Origin of the sequence: Stecheria intestinalis, assembly GCF_009696165.1 — a bacterium.
GTDB classification, from domain to species: domain Bacteria; phylum Bacillota_I; class Bacilli_A; order Erysipelotrichales; family Erysipelotrichaceae; genus Bulleidia; species Bulleidia intestinalis.
Window position 1 is genome coordinate 1 of sequence record NZ_VUMN01000023.1, and the last position, 16,014, is coordinate 16,014.

General features: G+C 49.1%; 15 protein-coding genes. 8 read left to right on the forward strand and 7 right to left on the reverse strand.

All coding sequences use genetic code 11. The annotated features are described in order from the left end of the window. The first annotated feature begins 142 nt into the window (after positions 1-142). On the forward strand, positions 143-493 hold the full coding sequence (locus FYJ51_RS09345) for an iron chaperone (protein ID WP_154505205.1): 351 nt from the start codon (positions 143-145) through the stop codon (positions 491-493). 76 nt (positions 494-569) lie between these two features. On the opposite strand, the gene FYJ51_RS09350 is transcribed toward FYJ51_RS09345, so the two are convergent. Together FYJ51_RS09350 and nagA are read right to left on the reverse strand one after the other, a co-directional pair. Then, on the reverse strand, positions 570-1,100 hold the full coding sequence (locus FYJ51_RS09350) for a hypothetical protein (protein WP_135358221.1): 531 nt from the start codon (positions 1,098-1,100) through the stop codon (positions 570-572). A gap of 34 nt (positions 1,101-1,134) precedes the next feature. Beyond that, positions 1,135-2,283 carry an N-acetylglucosamine-6-phosphate deacetylase gene (gene nagA, locus FYJ51_RS09355; RefSeq protein ID WP_154505207.1) on the reverse strand — a complete coding sequence of 383 codons (1,149 nt, stop codon included), beginning with the start codon at positions 2,281-2,283 and terminating at the stop codon, positions 1,135-1,137. Positions 2,284-2,476: 193 nt separating this feature from the next. Between nagA and FYJ51_RS09360 the strand changes: the two genes are divergently transcribed. Beyond that, the gene (locus tag FYJ51_RS09360; protein ID WP_154505209.1) at positions 2,477-3,652 is read left to right on the forward strand and encodes an SIS domain-containing protein; all 1,176 of its coding nucleotides are present in this window, start codon (positions 2,477-2,479) and stop codon (positions 3,650-3,652) included. A gap of 13 nt (positions 3,653-3,665) precedes the next feature. Then, a complete protein-coding gene (locus FYJ51_RS09365; RefSeq protein WP_105304494.1) occupies positions 3,666-4,112 on the forward strand; it encodes a PTS sugar transporter subunit IIA in 447 nt (148 codons plus the stop codon). 89 nt (positions 4,113-4,201) lie between these two features. Here FYJ51_RS09365 and FYJ51_RS09370 read toward each other — a convergent pair whose 3' ends face one another. Continuing rightward, positions 4,202-5,374, reverse strand: coding sequence for an AraC family transcriptional regulator (locus FYJ51_RS09370; RefSeq protein ID WP_154505211.1), 1,173 nt, complete (start codon positions 5,372-5,374; stop codon positions 4,202-4,204). Between the two features lie 242 nt (positions 5,375-5,616). Here FYJ51_RS09370 and agaV point away from each other — a divergent pair, with 242 nt between their 5' ends. From agaV to FYJ51_RS09385, 3 genes are read left to right on the forward strand one after another with little or no spacing between them, the layout of a single operon-like run. Continuing rightward, entirely contained in the window at positions 5,617-6,093 is a 477-nt protein-coding gene (agaV, locus tag FYJ51_RS09375; RefSeq protein ID WP_154505213.1) for a PTS N-acetylgalactosamine transporter subunit IIB, read from the forward strand. Between the two features lie 52 nt (positions 6,094-6,145). Further along, positions 6,146-6,940 carry a PTS mannose/fructose/sorbose/N-acetylgalactosamine transporter subunit IIC gene (locus FYJ51_RS09380; RefSeq protein ID WP_105304492.1) on the forward strand — a complete coding sequence of 265 codons (795 nt, stop codon included), beginning with the start codon at positions 6,146-6,148 and terminating at the stop codon, positions 6,938-6,940. Next, a complete protein-coding gene (locus FYJ51_RS09385; protein ID WP_154505215.1) occupies positions 6,930-7,793 on the forward strand; it encodes a PTS system mannose/fructose/sorbose family transporter subunit IID in 864 nt (287 codons plus the stop codon). The genes FYJ51_RS09380 and FYJ51_RS09385 overlap by 11 nt, the downstream gene beginning before the upstream one ends. A gap of 88 nt (positions 7,794-7,881) precedes the next feature. Here the strand turns inward: FYJ51_RS09385 and FYJ51_RS09390 are convergent, their stop codons facing one another. Further along, on the reverse strand, positions 7,882-8,133 hold the full coding sequence (locus tag FYJ51_RS09390; RefSeq protein WP_154505217.1) for a hypothetical protein: 252 nt from the start codon (positions 8,131-8,133) through the stop codon (positions 7,882-7,884). 80 nt (positions 8,134-8,213) lie between these two features. On the opposite strand from FYJ51_RS09390, the gene FYJ51_RS09395 reads away from it, so the two are divergent. Together FYJ51_RS09395 and FYJ51_RS09400 are read left to right on the forward strand one after the other, a co-directional pair. Next, positions 8,214-8,918, forward strand: coding sequence for a hypothetical protein (locus FYJ51_RS09395; protein WP_154505219.1), 705 nt, complete (start codon positions 8,214-8,216; stop codon positions 8,916-8,918). Positions 8,919-9,212: 294 nt separating this feature from the next. Continuing rightward, positions 9,213-13,055 carry a Cna B-type domain-containing protein gene (locus tag FYJ51_RS09400; RefSeq protein WP_154505221.1) on the forward strand — a complete coding sequence of 1,281 codons (3,843 nt, stop codon included), beginning with the start codon at positions 9,213-9,215 and terminating at the stop codon, positions 13,053-13,055. Positions 13,056-13,203: 148 nt separating this feature from the next. Here the strand turns inward: FYJ51_RS09400 and FYJ51_RS09405 are convergent, their stop codons facing one another. The 3 genes from FYJ51_RS09405 to FYJ51_RS09415 all read right to left on the reverse strand — a co-directional run bounded on the left by FYJ51_RS09405 (position 13,204) and on the right by FYJ51_RS09415 (position 15,996). Beyond that, positions 13,204-13,506 (reverse strand): glutaredoxin, encoded by a 303-nt coding sequence (locus FYJ51_RS09405; RefSeq protein ID WP_105304487.1) that lies wholly within the window; start codon positions 13,504-13,506, stop codon positions 13,204-13,206. Positions 13,507-13,634: 128 nt separating this feature from the next. Continuing rightward, the gene (locus FYJ51_RS09410; RefSeq protein WP_154505223.1) at positions 13,635-14,960 is read right to left on the reverse strand and encodes a class II D-tagatose-bisphosphate aldolase, non-catalytic subunit; all 1,326 of its coding nucleotides are present in this window, start codon (positions 14,958-14,960) and stop codon (positions 13,635-13,637) included. Positions 14,961-15,066: 106 nt separating this feature from the next. After that, positions 15,067-15,996, reverse strand: a complete 930-nt coding sequence (locus FYJ51_RS09415) for a nucleoside hydrolase (protein WP_154505225.1) — start codon at positions 15,994-15,996, stop codon at positions 15,067-15,069. Positions 15,997-16,014: the final 18 nt, after the last annotated feature.

A 16,014-nucleotide genomic window follows, 5' to 3' on the forward strand; every position in this document is an offset into this window, starting at 1 on the left:
TGCAGTGTATCCGGGAGAATTCGAGCAGGAAGCACTGGCGTATAATGCGCTTAAGGTATTAAGAGGCGAGATGGAGCCGAAGCACTATACCGGCAAGCCGGTATGGACTGGCTTCCATGATGAGGAACTGAAGTAATTCTTTATGGAAAAGAGAAAGTGGGAGAGTGTGCAGGAATACCTGGATGCGGCGGATGAGAAAGAGAAGCCATATCTGGAGAAGATGAGAGCACTGATCCGGGAAGAGCTCCCGGATGCAGAGGAATGCATTTCCTATAACATGCCTGCATATCGGCGGAAGAAGGTTCTCGTATATTTTGCGGCAGGAAAGAATCATCTTGGTTTCTATCCGACTCCAGGGCCAATTGAACATTATGCGGAAGATCTGAAGGAGTACCATACCTCGAAGGGGTCAGTTCAGTTTCCATATGCGAAGCCTCTTCCGGAAGAGCTGATCCGGAAAATGATCCGGTACCGGGCGGAAGAAGAGAAATAAGAAAAGCAGTTCCGGATTTGTTCCGGAACTGCTTCAGGCTTTGGTAAAGAGCATTGTCCGGATGGGCAGTGCTTTTTCAGTGCTTCATCTTTGATACTGCGTAGAAGTAGGTGATGCCCATGTAAAGGCAGTATGCCAGGACGCCGAATTCGCAGATGATTGCAAATAACGGCTGATTGGATACAAAGCCATTTGCGACGAGCAGGATGCCGAAGATGATATACAGGAAGCCGAGCAGGATGCAGCGGCCGCTGTCATTGGATTCAATGACGCCCTGCAGGAATGTCTTCTTCTTTTCGGGGCGGAACTTCGTGCGCTTGGTCAGGGTCGGCAGCCATCTGCGGTAGCGGACTTCCAGCAGGGCGGCAAGGATCACGCCGGCAATCAATGGAAGCTTCCAGTCATTGAGGAAACTTGTCAGCAGCATAAATACGGCGATCGAGATGGCGATGCGGTTCTGATAGAGCCGGTAGCTTTCTGCGTCGCTTTCCTTGATGACATAGCCGATCTTCGTCTTCTTGTCATAAAGGACTGCCTGTCCCTTGTCATCAATATAGATGTTTCTGCCGGATACGATACGGCGGTTGTCTGTCTTCTTCTGAGTCATTGCAAACTCTCCCTGGGAATGATTATAGCAGAGTTCAGAACTGTGCAATTCCCTTTGCGTAGGTTTCTGCTACGGTGTAATCGTCATTCAGGACGACTGCATCTGCGTCATAGCCGACCTGGAGCTTGCCGAGATGATCATTGAGGCCAAGCAGGGTTGCCGGGTTGATCGTGCAGGAATTGATCGCAGTCTCGAACGGTACCTGAGCAACTTCAACGAGATTGCGCAGACCGACATTCATCTGCATCGTGCTGCCGGCAATGCCGCCGGTTTCAGTGAGACGTGCAGTTCCGGTTTCATCGATCACGACTTCATGGCCGCCAAACATGAACTTGTCGCCTGGCTTTCCGCCTTTGCAGAGCAGAGCATCGCTGATCATGATGCCATGGTCCTTGCCCTTGCAGGTGAAGAAGATATTCAGGGCTTCCGGAGTGCTGTGATGCGTGTCGCAGATGACTTCGCTGTACAGATCATGATAGCGGAATGCGGTTCCGACCAGACCGTTTGCACGGTGCAGGAACGGAGACTGGCCGTTGAATGTATGCGTGATGGACTTGGCACCATTGGCAATTGCCAGCGAAGCCTGTTCCAAGGTAGCGCCGGAGTGGCCCATGGAAGGAATAACGCCATGTTCTGCACAATAGCGGGTCAGGGCGAAGTCCGGGTCATGTTCCGGTGCCATCGTGATGATCTTGATCAGGCCGTCAGCAGCGTCCTGATATTCCTTGAATTCTTCGACGGAAGGCGGAACAATTGCCTCCGGGGGCTGAGCTCCTTTGTACTTCATATCGAGATAGGGGCCTTCGAAGTGGATACCGAGAATATCAGCACCGTCTTTCCCGGCGATGTGATTCTTCTTGACCGCAGCGACGTTGCGGACTGCCTTTTCCAGGACCGGATGCTTTTCGGTGACGGTCGTAGCGAGGAATCCGGTCACGCCTTCACGGACAATTCCTTTTGCCCAGTTCTGAAGTCCTTCCGGGGTTGCATAGTTGGTGTCCCAGCCATGATATCCATGACAGTGGATGTCCAGGAATCCCGGAACGATTCTGAGATTGCCGTAATCCTTGTCGGCAGGCTTTTCGCCATATCCGTATACTCTGACAATCTTTCCGTTTTCAAATTCGAGTTCTGCCGGAATGAAGTTCCCGGCATACBATACACGTTTGCTCTGAATCAACATTTCATATGCCTCCTTTTTTCTTTATTTTCCTTGGTGATTCATGATTTCTGCTATCACTGTAGCATGAGTTTTTCCGTTTGTCTTTGATGCTGCTTGCACTTTTCGGTATACCTTTAGCATCTTTCAATTGAAATGTTCCCACAGCAAAATGGCATTGCTATAATGCGAGTGCAAGTAATCAGGAGGAGAGATCATGAAGATTTTCAATTATTCACCCGAAGAGCTGAAGGAAATGAAAGCAGTATTCACTGCAACTGAGATTCATCAGCAGCCGGACACCTGGGAGAAGACCATTGCCCAGATCGGTTCCATGAAAGAAGAGATCCGGACATTCCTGTCCAAGGTCCTCGATCAGCCGGATTATGACATCATTCTGACCGGTGCAGGAACCAGTGAATTCGTCGGAAATGCACTGTATTCTTATCTGAATCGTTCGCTGAACTATAAAGTGAAGAGCTATGCAAGCACGGATCTGACTCCGACTCCGGAGAACTTCGTCAGTGCGCATAAGCCGACGCTGCTCATCAGTTTTGGCCGTTCTGGTGATTCTCCGGAATCCATCGGGGCCATTCAGTCCGTGGAAGCAGTGAATGATCAGGTTTATCATCTGTTCATCACCTGCAACAAGGATGGGGCGCTTTCCAGACGTGCTGCAGAAGAGGGAGATCGCTGCCTGGCCATCGATCTGACTCCGGAAACTCTGGATCAGAGCTTTGCGATGACTTCCAGCTTCTCGAATATGTATCTTGCCTGCCTGCTGTGCTTCAGCCTTGATCATTTCGATGAAACGGCTGCACTGATGCGTGAGGTGATTTCCTCAGCTCGCACGCTGCTGGATGAGAATTACGGACAGATGCTGAAGGTTGATGAAGACTTTGCGTACAGCCGCATTGTATATCTCGGCACGAACTGCCTCAAGGGAATTGCCCAGGAGTCTGCTCTGAAGATGCTGGAACTCAATTCCGGCAAGATCGTCACGATGTACGATACACCGATGGGATTCCGTCATGGCCCGAAGTCCATCGTCAACGATGAGACCCTCACAGTTGTCTATCTGTCTGATGGCGCATATCAGAGACAGTATGAGACGGATCTGATCCGCGAGATGGCTGGCCAGCGCAAGGGCAACAAAATCATGGTGGTGTGCAATACGCCTTGCAAGGAGGCAGAAGAGCTCGCAGATTACTATTACTGCTTCAATACTTCTGCAAAGGATAATGTCTTCCTCGGACTGGACTATGTCGTCTGTGCTCAGCTGATTGCGCTGTTCCGCTCGCTGCAGAACAAGAACACTCCGGATAACCCATGCCCGACTGGCGAAGTGAACCGTGTCGTCAAGGGTGTTACACTGTATCCATACGCAAAATAAGGAGAATAAAGAAATGATTGGAGTAATTGTCACAGGCCATGGCAACTTCGCAACCGGTCTGACCTCCTCGGTCAAGCTGATTGCCGGTTCTCCGGAAAATTATGTTCCGGTAGACTTCACCCAGGATAAGTCCACGGATGATCTTGAGCGCGAACTGCGTGAGGCAATTGATCTTCTGAAAGCTTCCTGCAGCGGCATCCTGATTTTCACGGACCTGGTCGGCGGCTCTCCTTTCAAGGTCAGCGCAGAACTCTCCGTTGAACTGAAGGATTCTGTTCCGATTGCAGTGCTTTCCGGAACAAACCTCGGCATGCTGGTGGAAGGAAATATGTCCCGCAGCTTCATGGAAGATCTGAATGACCTCGCAGACAGCCTGGTCGAAACCGGCAAGACACAGGTCATTCACTATGAGTTCGCCGCTCCGGCTCATGAAGAACCGGAAGACGGAGACGGAATCTGAACCATCAGAAAAGGCATCCTGCTTCAGAAATGATATTCTGCGGCGGATGCCTTTTCCTTTGCATGCATGATACCTGCATGCAGGATATTCTACTCTTCTGATTCCGGATAGATCTTGCGTGCGTATTCGGATGGGGTGATGCCGTAATAGCTCGTGAATCTTCTGGAGAAGTAATGGATTGAGGTGAAGCCGAGCATCGAGGCAATCTCAGAGATTGTATGATCACCCTTGCGGATCATAGCTCTGGAATGACTGAGCTTGGCGTTGTTGATGTACTGCTTCGGCGGAATCTGCAGGTTGTTCTTGAACAGATTCTGAAGCGTGCTGCGGGAAATTGAGAACTTGGCGCAGATCTGCTCGATGGGAAGCGGTTCATAGAGATGGTGATTGATGTAGTCGATGATTTCTTCCATCAGGTTGTCTTCAAAGTGCTGGTTGATCGGAGAGATTGGTTTTGGCTGATATTCTTCCTGATTGGAGACCAGCATTTCGATGAGAATATACTGGAGTGAGATGATCATCGCATCATTGTGATATTCGCCGGTATCATCGGTTGCTTTGACGAACGTGTTCAGATCGTTGACCATTTCCCGGTTGCAGGTGAAGACGCGATTGAGCACTTTGTCACGGTTGATCCCGTCGGCCTGGAAGATGACCGTCATATAGGAACATGCTTCCGAGGAAGTAACCTGCTGATTGTGGAACTGCCCTGGCCCGTACATCATGACCTGGCCGCTGCTGATTTCATAATCGACTCCGTTGACGTGGGTCAGAAGCGAGCCATGATCTACATAAGTGAGCTCGAAGTAATTATGCACTTCGCCAGGGAACACGTATCCCGGCCGCTTGACGACGTAATAGTAGGCAATAATCTCATTGATCCGCAGAGTCGGAGTGATGTGATTGTACAGAATGGGTTTATCCAGTTTCAGAACCTGGCGTTCTGCATTCTCCGGAATGTAGAGGTTATAGATGGTGTAGCTGCTCATCGGGGCGAGGGCAAACCAGTTTCCTTTATTGATCCGGATGTCCCGGTGCAGGGCAAAGTTTTCAATTTCTTCGATTTCCGGGTTCCGGGTGATCCGGAGCATTGCCATGCCTTCCATTGGTTCTACATAGACAGGCTCATTATAGGAATAGAGACGGTAGATCGTATCATCACTTAAGGTATATTCCTTCTTGATGAACCCTTGCTGTCCGCGAAAAGCGCTGGATACAGCGCCGAATTTGAGGAATGTGGCACTTGTTGTTTTTGCGAGCATGATAGAATACCGAAAAGTGAACCTTTCTGACTGAAATATAACACAAAATTCCCACAAAATAAAAGAATCGAAAATAAAAATATTTTTTGTACCGAAAATTGCAAACTCGACAATAAAAAAGATAAAGATTCAGGTTTGCCTTTGGAATACTATATGGTCATGGAAAGCGCTTACCCCCGAAGTTGACAGGGTGCAGGCAGTCCAGAATATCACGTGATAATCAAAGAAAGGAGATAGCAAGAATGCCCGACATTGTACTTACAAGAATTGATAACCGTCTCATCCACGGTCAGGTGGCAACTCAGTGGGCCGGATCGGTGGGAGCGAATCTGCTTCTTGTGGCAAACGATGCGGTTGCCGGCAATTCCTTGCGGCAGGGCTTGATGGATATGGCTGCTCCGTCTTATGCACAGACTCGCTACTGGACTCTGGATAAGACCATCAGCACAATTCATAAGGCTTCGCCGAAGCAGCACATTTTCCTGATCTGCGAGACCCCGGAAGACGTACTGAAACTTGTCGAAGGTGGTGTTCCGATCAAGAAAGTCAACATCGGAAACATGCACATGGCAGAGGGAAAACGCCAGGTGGCAACATCCGTTGCGGTCAACGATGAAGATGTAGCAGCATTCCGCAAGCTTCGTGATCTCGGCGTTGAACTTGAGATCCGCAGAGTTCCGCAGGAAAAAGCTGAAGACATCGAAAAGCTTTTCCAGTAACACTCTCACAGCAGTTCTGAAAATTCATCTTATTTGAGGAGGATTGAATCAAATGCAGGTTATTTTGCTCGCAATAGTAACATTCATCTTTGCAATTGACCAGTTCTCGCTGACAGAAACACTGTATCGTCCGATCTGCGCCTGCCCGATTATCGGCGCTATTCTCGGCGATGCACAGACCGGTCTGGTCGTAGGCGGTACCTACGAACTCATGATGATCGGCAACATGCCTGTCGGCGGAGCTCAGCCGCCCAATGCGGTATTAGGTTCCATCGTTGCAATGATCTTCGCAGTCAAGTCTCAGCTTCCGGTTGATCAGGCTCTCGGTCTTGCAGTCGTATTCTCCATCTTCGGACAGTACGCTGTAACTCTGACCTTCACGGTTATGTCTGGTCTCATGAAGCAGGCTGATGAAGCTGCTGAAAAGGCAGATCCGAAGGGAATCACTCGTGTCAATGTGATCTCCTGCTGCATTCTCGGCGGTCTGTTCGCAATCATTGCTGTAGTTGCATACTTCGGCGGTGAAGCTGCAGGAACAGCTCTGCAGAACTTCTCTGAGAGTGCTTCCTGGTTCATGGGTGGTCTCGGTGCAGCCGGCGGAATGATGCGTTATGTCGGATTTGCAGTTCTTCTGAAGATCATGCTTGCAGACGATATGTGGGGTATCTACCTTGCTGGTTTCGCTGCAGCAGCACTGTTCGGAAATGTATCGGCTACTTCTGGTGCTACCCTGATCCTCGTTGCATTCATCGGTATTGCAATTGCGCTGTATGACTATAATACCAACGTAAAGATCAAGGAGCTCAAGGGAGCTGGCGGAAACGGAGGAGACGAAGATGGCATCTGAAGCACTTACTTATAAAGATCTTACCCCGGCACAGCCGCTTGATAAGAAGACCCTCAATCAGATGGTCTGGCGCTGCCTGATGCTGCAGGCGTCCTTCAACTACGAACGCATGCAGGCTGCAGGATGGCTGTGGTCCATTCTTCCGGGTCTGGAAAAGATTCATACCAACAAGGAAGATCTCTCGATCTCCATGCAGCATAACCTGGAGTTCTTCAATACTCACCCGTTCCTCGTAACGTTCGTTATGGGTATTGTCCTCTCCATGGAGCAGAACAAGGCTGATATCAACTCCATCCGTGCCGTACGTGTCGCAGCAATGGGACCTCTGGGCGGCATCGGTGATGCACTGTTCTGGTTCACACTGGTTCCGATCACTGCTGGTATTACCGCTAATCAGGCAATCAACGGCAGCTGGGCTGGACCGATCATGTTCTTCATCATCGTCTTCGGCGTAGAAATGCTGCTTCGCTTCTACCTGATGTACTGGTCTTATGACATGGGCATGAGCGCAATCGAAGTGCTCACGAAGAACGCACGTGAATTCACGCACGCTGCTTCTCTGCTCGGTGTCTTCGTTGTCGGTGCTCTGACTTGCAACTATGGTGCTACGACGCTCGGAATGTCTGTCCCGAATGGTGATGCTCCGGTTGTCATCCAGGAGAAACTGGATGGAATTCTCCCGGCTCTCATCCCGCTGGCATTCACGCTGATGTGCTACCAGCTGATCAAGAACAAGAAGTGGACTCCAACCAAGTGCATCCTTCTGTTCCTTGTCATCGGTGTTGTCGGCTGCATGTTCGGTATCTGGTCCGGTAATTATACCTCTCTGGTTCCGGTTCCCTGGCACGCATAATTCACTTCAGTGAAAAGGAGAAGAGCAGCTTCAGATTGAGGCTGCTCTTTCTTTAAAGAAAAAAGACAGAATCATCTGCCTTTCTTCCTTAGAGATCCTGCAGGGAATCGTGTTCTTCAGAAGACCGGTCTTCCTTCGGCTCCTGTTTCAGAGCATTCTGTTCTTCCTGCATCTGCTTCTCATACTTCTCGAAGTAGATCTTCTGAACATCATCGCTCAGCGGAACCTTGTAATCGGTCTTCTTCTGTTCTACCTGCTGTTCCTGCTTCTTGCGGTTCTTCGCAAACGAGAGCAGAATGAGCACAAACAGGATCGCTGCAATGATTACAGCACTATTCATATCAGCTTCTGCCTTTCAGAGACAGTGTATCACTAGAAGGCATGTTTTCCAAAAATGTCCTTACGGAGGAAATTGAACTTATGAACTGGACAGTATTCTGGGTAGCACTTGCTGCAGGTGCAGCATTGGTAGTTGCTTATCTCTTCTTCTCTCAGAGACAGGCTGCTTATCTTTCCATCCTGCTTTATCAGCAGGGAAACGCAGATGCGTATCTGAAGGAGCTTGATTCTTTTTCCAGCAAGTTCTTCTTCGGAAAGCGCCTCCGCACGCTCATGACCATTGATGCCTATCTGCAGAAGAATGATAATGATGCACTGGAAGTTGTATTCAGCGAGGTGGATGATAAGCCGATGGCAGCAGGCGATAAGCTTCTTGTTCTGCAGAAAGAAATGTCCTGGAGACTCGGACTGGGACAGATGGACAAGGCGGCAGATGTCTATGCAAGAATCCAGGATCTGAAAGGCCGCATGAAGGAAAAGAACCGGGAACGGTACACTGACTCCTTCCTGGAAGCAGATTACATGAATGCGATCTATCTGGAACATAGCGGCAAGTATGCAGATGACCTTGTCAGGAAGGCCAAAGAACTCAAGGATGACATTCCTGCAGGGGTCTACTACTACAAAGCAGCACAATCCTACTATCTGAAAAAAGATATGAGAAAGTGCACCGATGCTTTGAAGAGAGCCCAGACCAGATTGAAAAATACTTCCTATGAAGCAAAGATCAATCGTCTGCTGAAAGACGGAATCAGCGATGACCTGCTTGATCCGAGAGTCATCTAGATATCCAGAAAGCCGGAGAGTTCCGGCTTTAAAACGCTTTCTTGCAGAAGCTGAAACTTGTGATTTTCTGCACGGTCAAATCCGGTCTGATCAAGCTGAATTTTCTGAAGGATTTTTTCACCTTTGAAGACTGATTTTACGTGAGAAAGCATCATGTCGGAAATGAAGTAAATAATGAAAAAACCCGATTGCAAATCACTTGCATCATTCTTTCTGTTTTCGCTATGATGTTACCGAAAAAAATGACTGCAAAGTTCTGAATGATCCAGAAGAGAGGAAAATAACTTGAAAAAGATGAATAAACTGAGGACGCTGGCAATGGTTCTTGCGCTGATGTCGGGCGGCCTCCAGCCAGGCGTGCTTGCAGAAGAGAATACTGAAAATTCAAACCCGTCCGCTGCTGAGACAGCAGCCGGTTCACAAGAAGAGAACCATACGGAAGGTTCAACCGGTGAGACCAGCGAGAACACTGTCAGTTCTTCGGATTTTTCTTCTGCGGAAGCAGGTGGAGCTGCTGAAAATACCTCTTCCTCAGAAGAGAATGGAAATGGGTCTCAAGGAACTTCAGAAGATATCAATGAACTGAATCAGAACACTTCTGATTCGGAAAACAGTTCTGACAAAGAACCTGATGCAGAGTCTGAAACAGCAACTGAAGAAACAGATACCTCAGCCGGAGGTGCTGAGAGCAATTCTGAAGCACCAGTCGTAAACCTGCTGTCGTCATCTGGCACTTCAAATAGCGGTTTAACCATTGCTTATGATCAGAAAACGGATATTCATTCCATTACGGATGAGTCAGGGAATACCATTATCCTTTTCTGCATGAATAATGAACTCCACTGGCCGCATACTACTCCTTCGATTCCAGCTGTTCCGACTTATACAGAGGTTTCCTTTGAAGACTTCTTTAATGCGAATCCGATTAATGTTAATGTTCAGGACTTGAAAACTTGGATTGAGAATGTTCTCTATGCTGGCTATCCGTATAATGGATTCGGATTATATCAGGTAGTTGAGACCGCCCCGGCTATTTCTGAAGCTGATTTCAATGCATTGCTTGTTCCGCCGCAGTATCTGAGAGCTGATTTCCCTGATAGTATCGGGAATAATACCTTTACTTATGCGGATCGTACAGACAGCGCCAAGATGGGGCTCCTTTCAAAGTTCCTTGTGGAAGCTGGAAGCTATTATTCCGGAGGCACGACTCCTTCCGGGCTGACTTATCAGCAGCTGATCAAGCTTCCGTTCTGGCGTGCGGCATATTCCATGGCAGGTTTTTCGGGAGATCCGATCGCCAATTATTCTGGCACGTATCTGGCAAATTATTATGTTACGCAGGCTCAGGCATATGGGAGCACACGTGATGCAGTCTGGACTCTTCTGAAGAATGCTGGTCTCAAAAATAATGGAACAGAGGTTCTGAATACAGATCTGACAAAAAAGATTGCTAATTCGAGCACTGCAAAGGATTCTGTATTAAAAGAAACACCTGACGCAAATCGCTTAACAGTTCTGGGAGATCTGACTTTCTACTATAATCCGGATGATCAGAAATGGCATACTGGCATCCTGACATTCTCTGCTCCTGAGAATTATCATGCGTTGTTCTTGCTTGATCTGCCTGCGGGTGTTTCTGAAGAGTCAGGCAAAACCCAATTGCAGAATGGTGATGTCTTTTCTCTGGTTTCTTCTCAGAAACCGGAAGACTCTGCAACTTTGTCGCTGTCTGCAGAAATCCCCTGGATGGATCCGAATGAGGATCTGAAAGTATATGTGGCGGATAACAATGTAACGGCTCCTGATGGAAAAGCATTTCAGAACATGATCGGGGCGGTGATCCATAAGACTGTTATTTCAAATTCCTTCGAATTGTCAGCTGCAGAAACTTCATTCTCATTCACCAAGGTATGGAACGATAGCGGCAACCAGCATGGAAACAGACCGCTTGCTTCAGAATTTGCTTCTAAGCTTACGCTGCAGGCAGACGGAGTCAAGATGGAAGGATACGAGCCTGTGATTACGGATCATGGAGATGGTACATGGACTATTACGTATCAGCAGCTTCCAGGCCTGAGGAGCAGAAGTTCATATCAAGTTACAGAAGGTGATATCCTCGGCTATAGCAGTGATAAAGCTTCAGTTGAAAATGGCGGGACACTGACTAACAGTATGGAAACGGTCACCATCTCGGGTACAAAGACCTGGAATGATCAGGGCAATCAGGACGGCAAGCGTCCTGAGAGTATCACCGTGAACCTGTTTGCGAATGGTACGAAGATTGACAGCACCGTGGTAAAGGCAGATGGAAATGGGATCTGGTCTTATCAGTTTCAGAATCTGCCGAAGTATCAGAATGGGAAAGAAATCACGTACACTGTTACGGAAAATGCAGTGAATGGCTACAGCATAGAGATCAATGGCTACAATATTACAAACAGCTATACGCCAGGCAAGACGAGTGTCACGGTGACGAAGTCCTGGGCAGATAGCAATAACCAGGATGGAATCCGTCCTGCAAGTGTTCAGGTACAGCTTTATGCAGATGGCGAAAAGTCTGGTGATGCAATCACCTTGAATGATGCTAACAGCTGGACTTATACCTGGAACAATCTTGACGAAAAGAATTCTGGCAAAGAGATTGCCTATACCGTTGAGGAGGTACAGGTACCTGTTGGTTATTCTCCAGAGATTTCCGGAAATGCAGCAGATGGTTTTACCATTACGAATACGCATGTCCCTGAAACAGTTGTTGTTTCAGGAACCAAGACCTGGGATGACGGAAATAATCAGGATGGCAAACGCCCTGAGAGCATCACTGTGAATCTGCTTGCGGATGGTACAAAAATTGACAGCACCGTCGTTAAAGCCGGAGCAGATGGAAGCTGGACCTATTCCTTTGCTGGTTTGCCAAAGTACCAGGACGGCAAAGAGATTGCCTATACGGTTTCGGAAGAAGCAATTGCAGACTACAGCACCACGATTGAAGGTTATCACATCACGAACAGCTATTCGCCAGGCAAGACGAGTGTCACGGTGACGAAGTCCTGGGCAGATAGCAATAACCAGGATGGAATTCGTCCTGCAAGTGTTCAGGTACAGTTTTATGCAGATGGCAAAAAGTCTGGTGATGCAATCACCTTGAATGATGCCAACAGCTGGACTTATACCTGGAACAATCTTGATGAAAAGAGTTCTGGCAAAGAGATTGTCTATACCGTCGATGAGGTACAGGTACCTGTTGGTTATTCTCCAGAGATTTCCGGAAATGCAGCAGATGGTTTTACCATTACGAATACGCATGTCCCTGAAACCGTTGATATTTCAGGAACCAAGACCTGGGATGACGGAAATAATCAGGATGGCAAACGCCCTGAGAGCATCACTGTGAATCTGCTTGCGGATGGTACAAAAATTGACAGCACCGTCGTTAAAGCCGGAGCAGATGGAAGCTGGACCTATTCCTTTGCTGGTTTGCCAAAGTACCAGGACGGCAAAGAGATTGTCTATACGGTTTCGGAAGAAGCAATTGCAGACTACAGCACCACGATTGAAGGTTATCACATCACGAACAGCTATACCCCTGGAAAGACCAGCGTGACTATAACGAAGATCTGGAATGACAGCAATAACCGGGATGGTCTTCGGCCGAGCGCAGAGCGCTTTGCAGCAGCGCTTCATCTGTATAGCGGTGATACGGAAGTGACCGGATTGACACCGACTGTAACGGATAACGGGAATAACACGTATACTGTGACCTACAGCGATCTCCCGGAGTATGCAGATGGATCTGCAATTATCTACACCGTGAGAGAAAATTCCATTTCCGGATATACTGCGGACAAGGAATCTGTCAGAAATGGTGAGGAACTGACGAATACGCATGCGGTGACTCCAGCTCCGACGCCGACAAGTACCCCAAGCTCTCCGGCTCCGTCTCCGTCAGATCCGGAAAGCGGGAAGATCTATACGCCGAACACTTCGGCAGCTGCAGGCACAAGTTCTGCTGCGCGTCCATACACTCCGAATACAAGCGACCAGACTTCAGTGCCGCTTTATGCAGGCATGTTCCTTGTCTCTTCTGCAGTGATTCTGATGATGCTGACAAAGTGGAGAAAAGAACTGTTCCGGAGATAATCAGATAGAATATCAGCCGCCGGATGCTTCTGGGATCGGAAAGATCTGAAGCAGCGGGCGGCTTTTTGTATGTATGGAAATGTTAAAAAGATTGGAAAGAAAAACCCGGAGACAGGCTGTCTGCGGGCATTTCGTTGTTCAGGGGTGTTCAGCAGCCTTTTCCGTCAATGCTGCATGCCTTTCCGGTTTCTTCTGAGCCATATTCCTTCAGACCGAAGTCTTCCGGCTTCAGAGAGACGGTGCCGTCTTCTCGTACAAAGCATGGAATGCCGACATCTCCGATTGCCTTGGAATGGTCAAAGACCGGGTCATGGTCGCGCAGTTCCAGGAATTCATGCATATATCTGACATCAGAGCCGATGTCAATATACTGAAACTTGCTGCTGCCTTTGATCTGTGCTTCTACATAGCTGCAGTATGGGCAGGTAGGCATTCCGTAAATTCTGATCATAATAGTTCCTCCTCTGATCTTTCTAACTTTATTCTAAGGAAATCAGATTGCTTCTGCATAGAAAATGCTCAGCCTCTGCATGAAAAAAGACAGTGTGAAGAAGGTTCGCACTGTCTTAAGAGAGGGGCTCAGAATCTGATTTCCTGCTGCTGGCTTGCGTAGAGATATTCGTCTACGGTATGAATGACACGGTCCTTGACAATGGAGATCGGGTCATTGGACAGCTTGCCTTCGCGGACTTTCGTGTAAGCATCCGGCATGAACTGGCTCAGCAGTCCTAACGGGACTCCGCCCTTGAAGTTATCGAACATCTTCTGCATCGCGGCCTGAACGTCTTCCTGCGGCAGGTAGTAGCGGCAGCGGTCGCTGAAGGAGAACTTGCGCTTGTAGGCAATCTCGGAATCAGTTCCGTGATAATGCTTCTGATAATACTTCGGATCGCGGACCATTGCAGCATCCAGCACTTCCATGAAGTGAGACTGCTGCTGTGGCTTGTCTTTCAGCATTTCTTTTTCTGCATAGGCAAGGGAGAACAGGCCTTCACGCATGGCAAAGGTGAGTCCTGGTCCGACTTTCAGAATGCCGACACCGTCTTCGACGAGTTCGCGGAGCTTATACTTGGTCTGATAGTCGGTGGAATGTCCTTCGAAGACAAAGGAATCATAGTCTTTGATAGAAGCCATCAGGTCAACTGCTTTGGAACGATCATATTCGGTGCAGCCTGCGTCTTTTTCTTCTACGCCTGGCTGAACGACAAAGCCGATGACCTGGTTCCATGCATCTTCCAGTCCGTGTTCCCGGAAGGACTTTTCAAAGATGGAAACGGTGTTGCGGAAGTCTTCCGGTTTCGTGACCTGAAGGCCCATATCCTTGGCTTCCTGGGAGCCGCCCGGAATCGGCACTTCTGAACCGACGATGTAGACCGGATGAATGGCTTCCGGGTTCTCTTTCAGAAGTTCCTGGTAGGCATTCTCTGCAACCTGAGCGAGTTCCGCACCTCTTCTCGAGATCACGTTATCAGAGAGCCGGGTATCCGGGTCATCGCTTGCAACTTTCATTGAAGTATCGATATGGATCTTCGTGAAGCCGGCAGCGACGAACTGGCGGATCAGCTCAGAGGCTTCTGCCATTGCTTTGTCTTCCCCATACTTCGTGAAGGTCAGCGGGCCGAGATGGTCGCCGCCGAGAATGATCTGATTCATGGAGATTCCTTCTTCTGCTGCGAGTTTCTCGACAAAGCGGATGAAGTCTTTCGGTTTCATGCCGGTATAGCCGCCGTACTGGTCTACCTGGTTGGCGGTTGCTTCAATGAGCAGGATGGAATTGGTTTCTTTCGCTCTCTGCATGCAGGCGCGCAGGACAAGGTCGTTGGCGGTGCAGGCAGAATAGATGCCGATGGCCTTTCCTTCTTTCTGAAGCCGGACGATGTTCTTCAATGGATTTTCTCTTGGCATAATAAAGGTTCCTTTCTTCTTCATTATAAGAGGAAGATAGGAACCTATTGATTCATCTGGTTGTACTTTTCGCTCAGTTTTGAAAAACGTTCTGCCGAAAACTGCCTCAGGCAAGATTTCTCAGAGAATGTTCGACGAGATCCCAGAACCGATCCAGATCGAGTCCGAGTCCGACCGTGGCGTTTGCAGGATGATGGAGGCGCCCGTTATAGTCGCATACGGTTCTGCCATAGCATGGTCCATGCGAGAGGTCGATTTCGACATAGAGATCTCTGGTCTGGAAAATGGAAGGGTCGATCAGCCAGGCAACCGTGGTGACGTCATGTACCGGACCGGCGGAAAGGCCGTTGAGCGCCTGACTCTTCAGCGTGAAGCTCATGATGTCATGGAATAAAGCCCCGGCCTTGTTGCCGATGGCGGCCATGCGTGAGATGATCTCCGGAGTTGCCAGGGCCTGATTGGTGAGATCAAGTCCCATCATCGTGATCGGAACTCCGGAAGTGAAGACGACATGCGCTGCTTCCGGATCTGCCAGGATGTTGAATTCGGCAGCCGGAGTCGTATTGCCAAGACCGACTGCACCGCCCATTAAGACAATGCGACTGATCTTCTTAGCGATCTTCGGTTCCATGCGCAGTGCCATCGCAATGTTGGTCAGCGGTCCGGTCGGGCAGAGAGTGATATCACCGTCGGATTCCATCAGCGTGCGGATGATGTAGTGTACCGCGTGCTCCGGTTCCATCTTCCATGTCAGTTCTTCAAAGACAGGTCCATCGAGGCCGCTGCTGCCATGGATGTCGCTGGCAGTGATCCGGTCGCGGACCATCGGGCGATCGCAGCCGGCATAGACCGGAACATGGATGCCGAGATGCTGGCAGACGTGCAGGGTGTTAGGCAGCGTGTGCTCCAGAGTTGCATTGCCGGCTACGCAGGTGACGCCGATCAGATCGATCGCAGGGTTTCCTGCAGCGGTCATCAGGGCTATGGCATCATCGTGTCCGGTATCGCAGTCAAGAATGATTCTGGTTGGTTTCATAGGATCTCCTCCTTTGCC

Bases quoted from the DNA above. Each gene is read 5' to 3' on its own strand.
- FYJ51_RS09370 (WP_154505211.1), bottom strand. From the start codon at position 5,374: ATGCTCGCAAAAACAACAAGTGCCACATTCCTCAAATTCGGCGCTGTA.
- FYJ51_RS09385 (WP_154505215.1), top strand. From the start codon at position 6,930: ATGGCATCTGAAGCACTTACTTATAAAGATCTTACCCCGGCACAGCCG.
- agaV (WP_154505213.1), top strand. From the start codon at position 5,617: ATGCCCGACATTGTACTTACAAGAATTGATAACCGTCTCATCCACGGT.
- FYJ51_RS09405 (WP_105304487.1), bottom strand. From the start codon at position 13,506: ATGATCAGAATTTACGGAATGCCTACCTGCCCATACTGCAGCTATGTA.
- FYJ51_RS09415 (WP_154505225.1), bottom strand. From the start codon at position 15,996: ATGAAACCAACCAGAATCATTCTTGACTGCGATACCGGACACGATGAT.
- FYJ51_RS09365 (WP_105304494.1), top strand. From the start codon at position 3,666: ATGATTGGAGTAATTGTCACAGGCCATGGCAACTTCGCAACCGGTCTG.
- FYJ51_RS09360 (WP_154505209.1), top strand. From the start codon at position 2,477: ATGAAGATTTTCAATTATTCACCCGAAGAGCTGAAGGAAATGAAAGCA.
- FYJ51_RS09350 (WP_135358221.1), bottom strand. From the start codon at position 1,100: ATGACTCAGAAGAAGACAGACAACCGCCGTATCGTATCCGGCAGAAAC.
- FYJ51_RS09345 (WP_154505205.1), top strand. From the start codon at position 143: ATGGAAAAGAGAAAGTGGGAGAGTGTGCAGGAATACCTGGATGCGGCG.
- FYJ51_RS09410 (WP_154505223.1), bottom strand. From the start codon at position 14,960: ATGCCAAGAGAAAATCCATTGAAGAACATCGTCCGGCTTCAGAAAGAA.
- FYJ51_RS09400 (WP_154505221.1), top strand. From the start codon at position 9,213: ATGAATAAACTGAGGACGCTGGCAATGGTTCTTGCGCTGATGTCGGGC.
- FYJ51_RS09380 (WP_105304492.1), top strand. From the start codon at position 6,146: ATGCAGGTTATTTTGCTCGCAATAGTAACATTCATCTTTGCAATTGAC.
- FYJ51_RS09390 (WP_154505217.1), bottom strand. From the start codon at position 8,133: ATGAATAGTGCTGTAATCATTGCAGCGATCCTGTTTGTGCTCATTCTG.
- FYJ51_RS09395 (WP_154505219.1), top strand. From the start codon at position 8,214: ATGAACTGGACAGTATTCTGGGTAGCACTTGCTGCAGGTGCAGCATTG.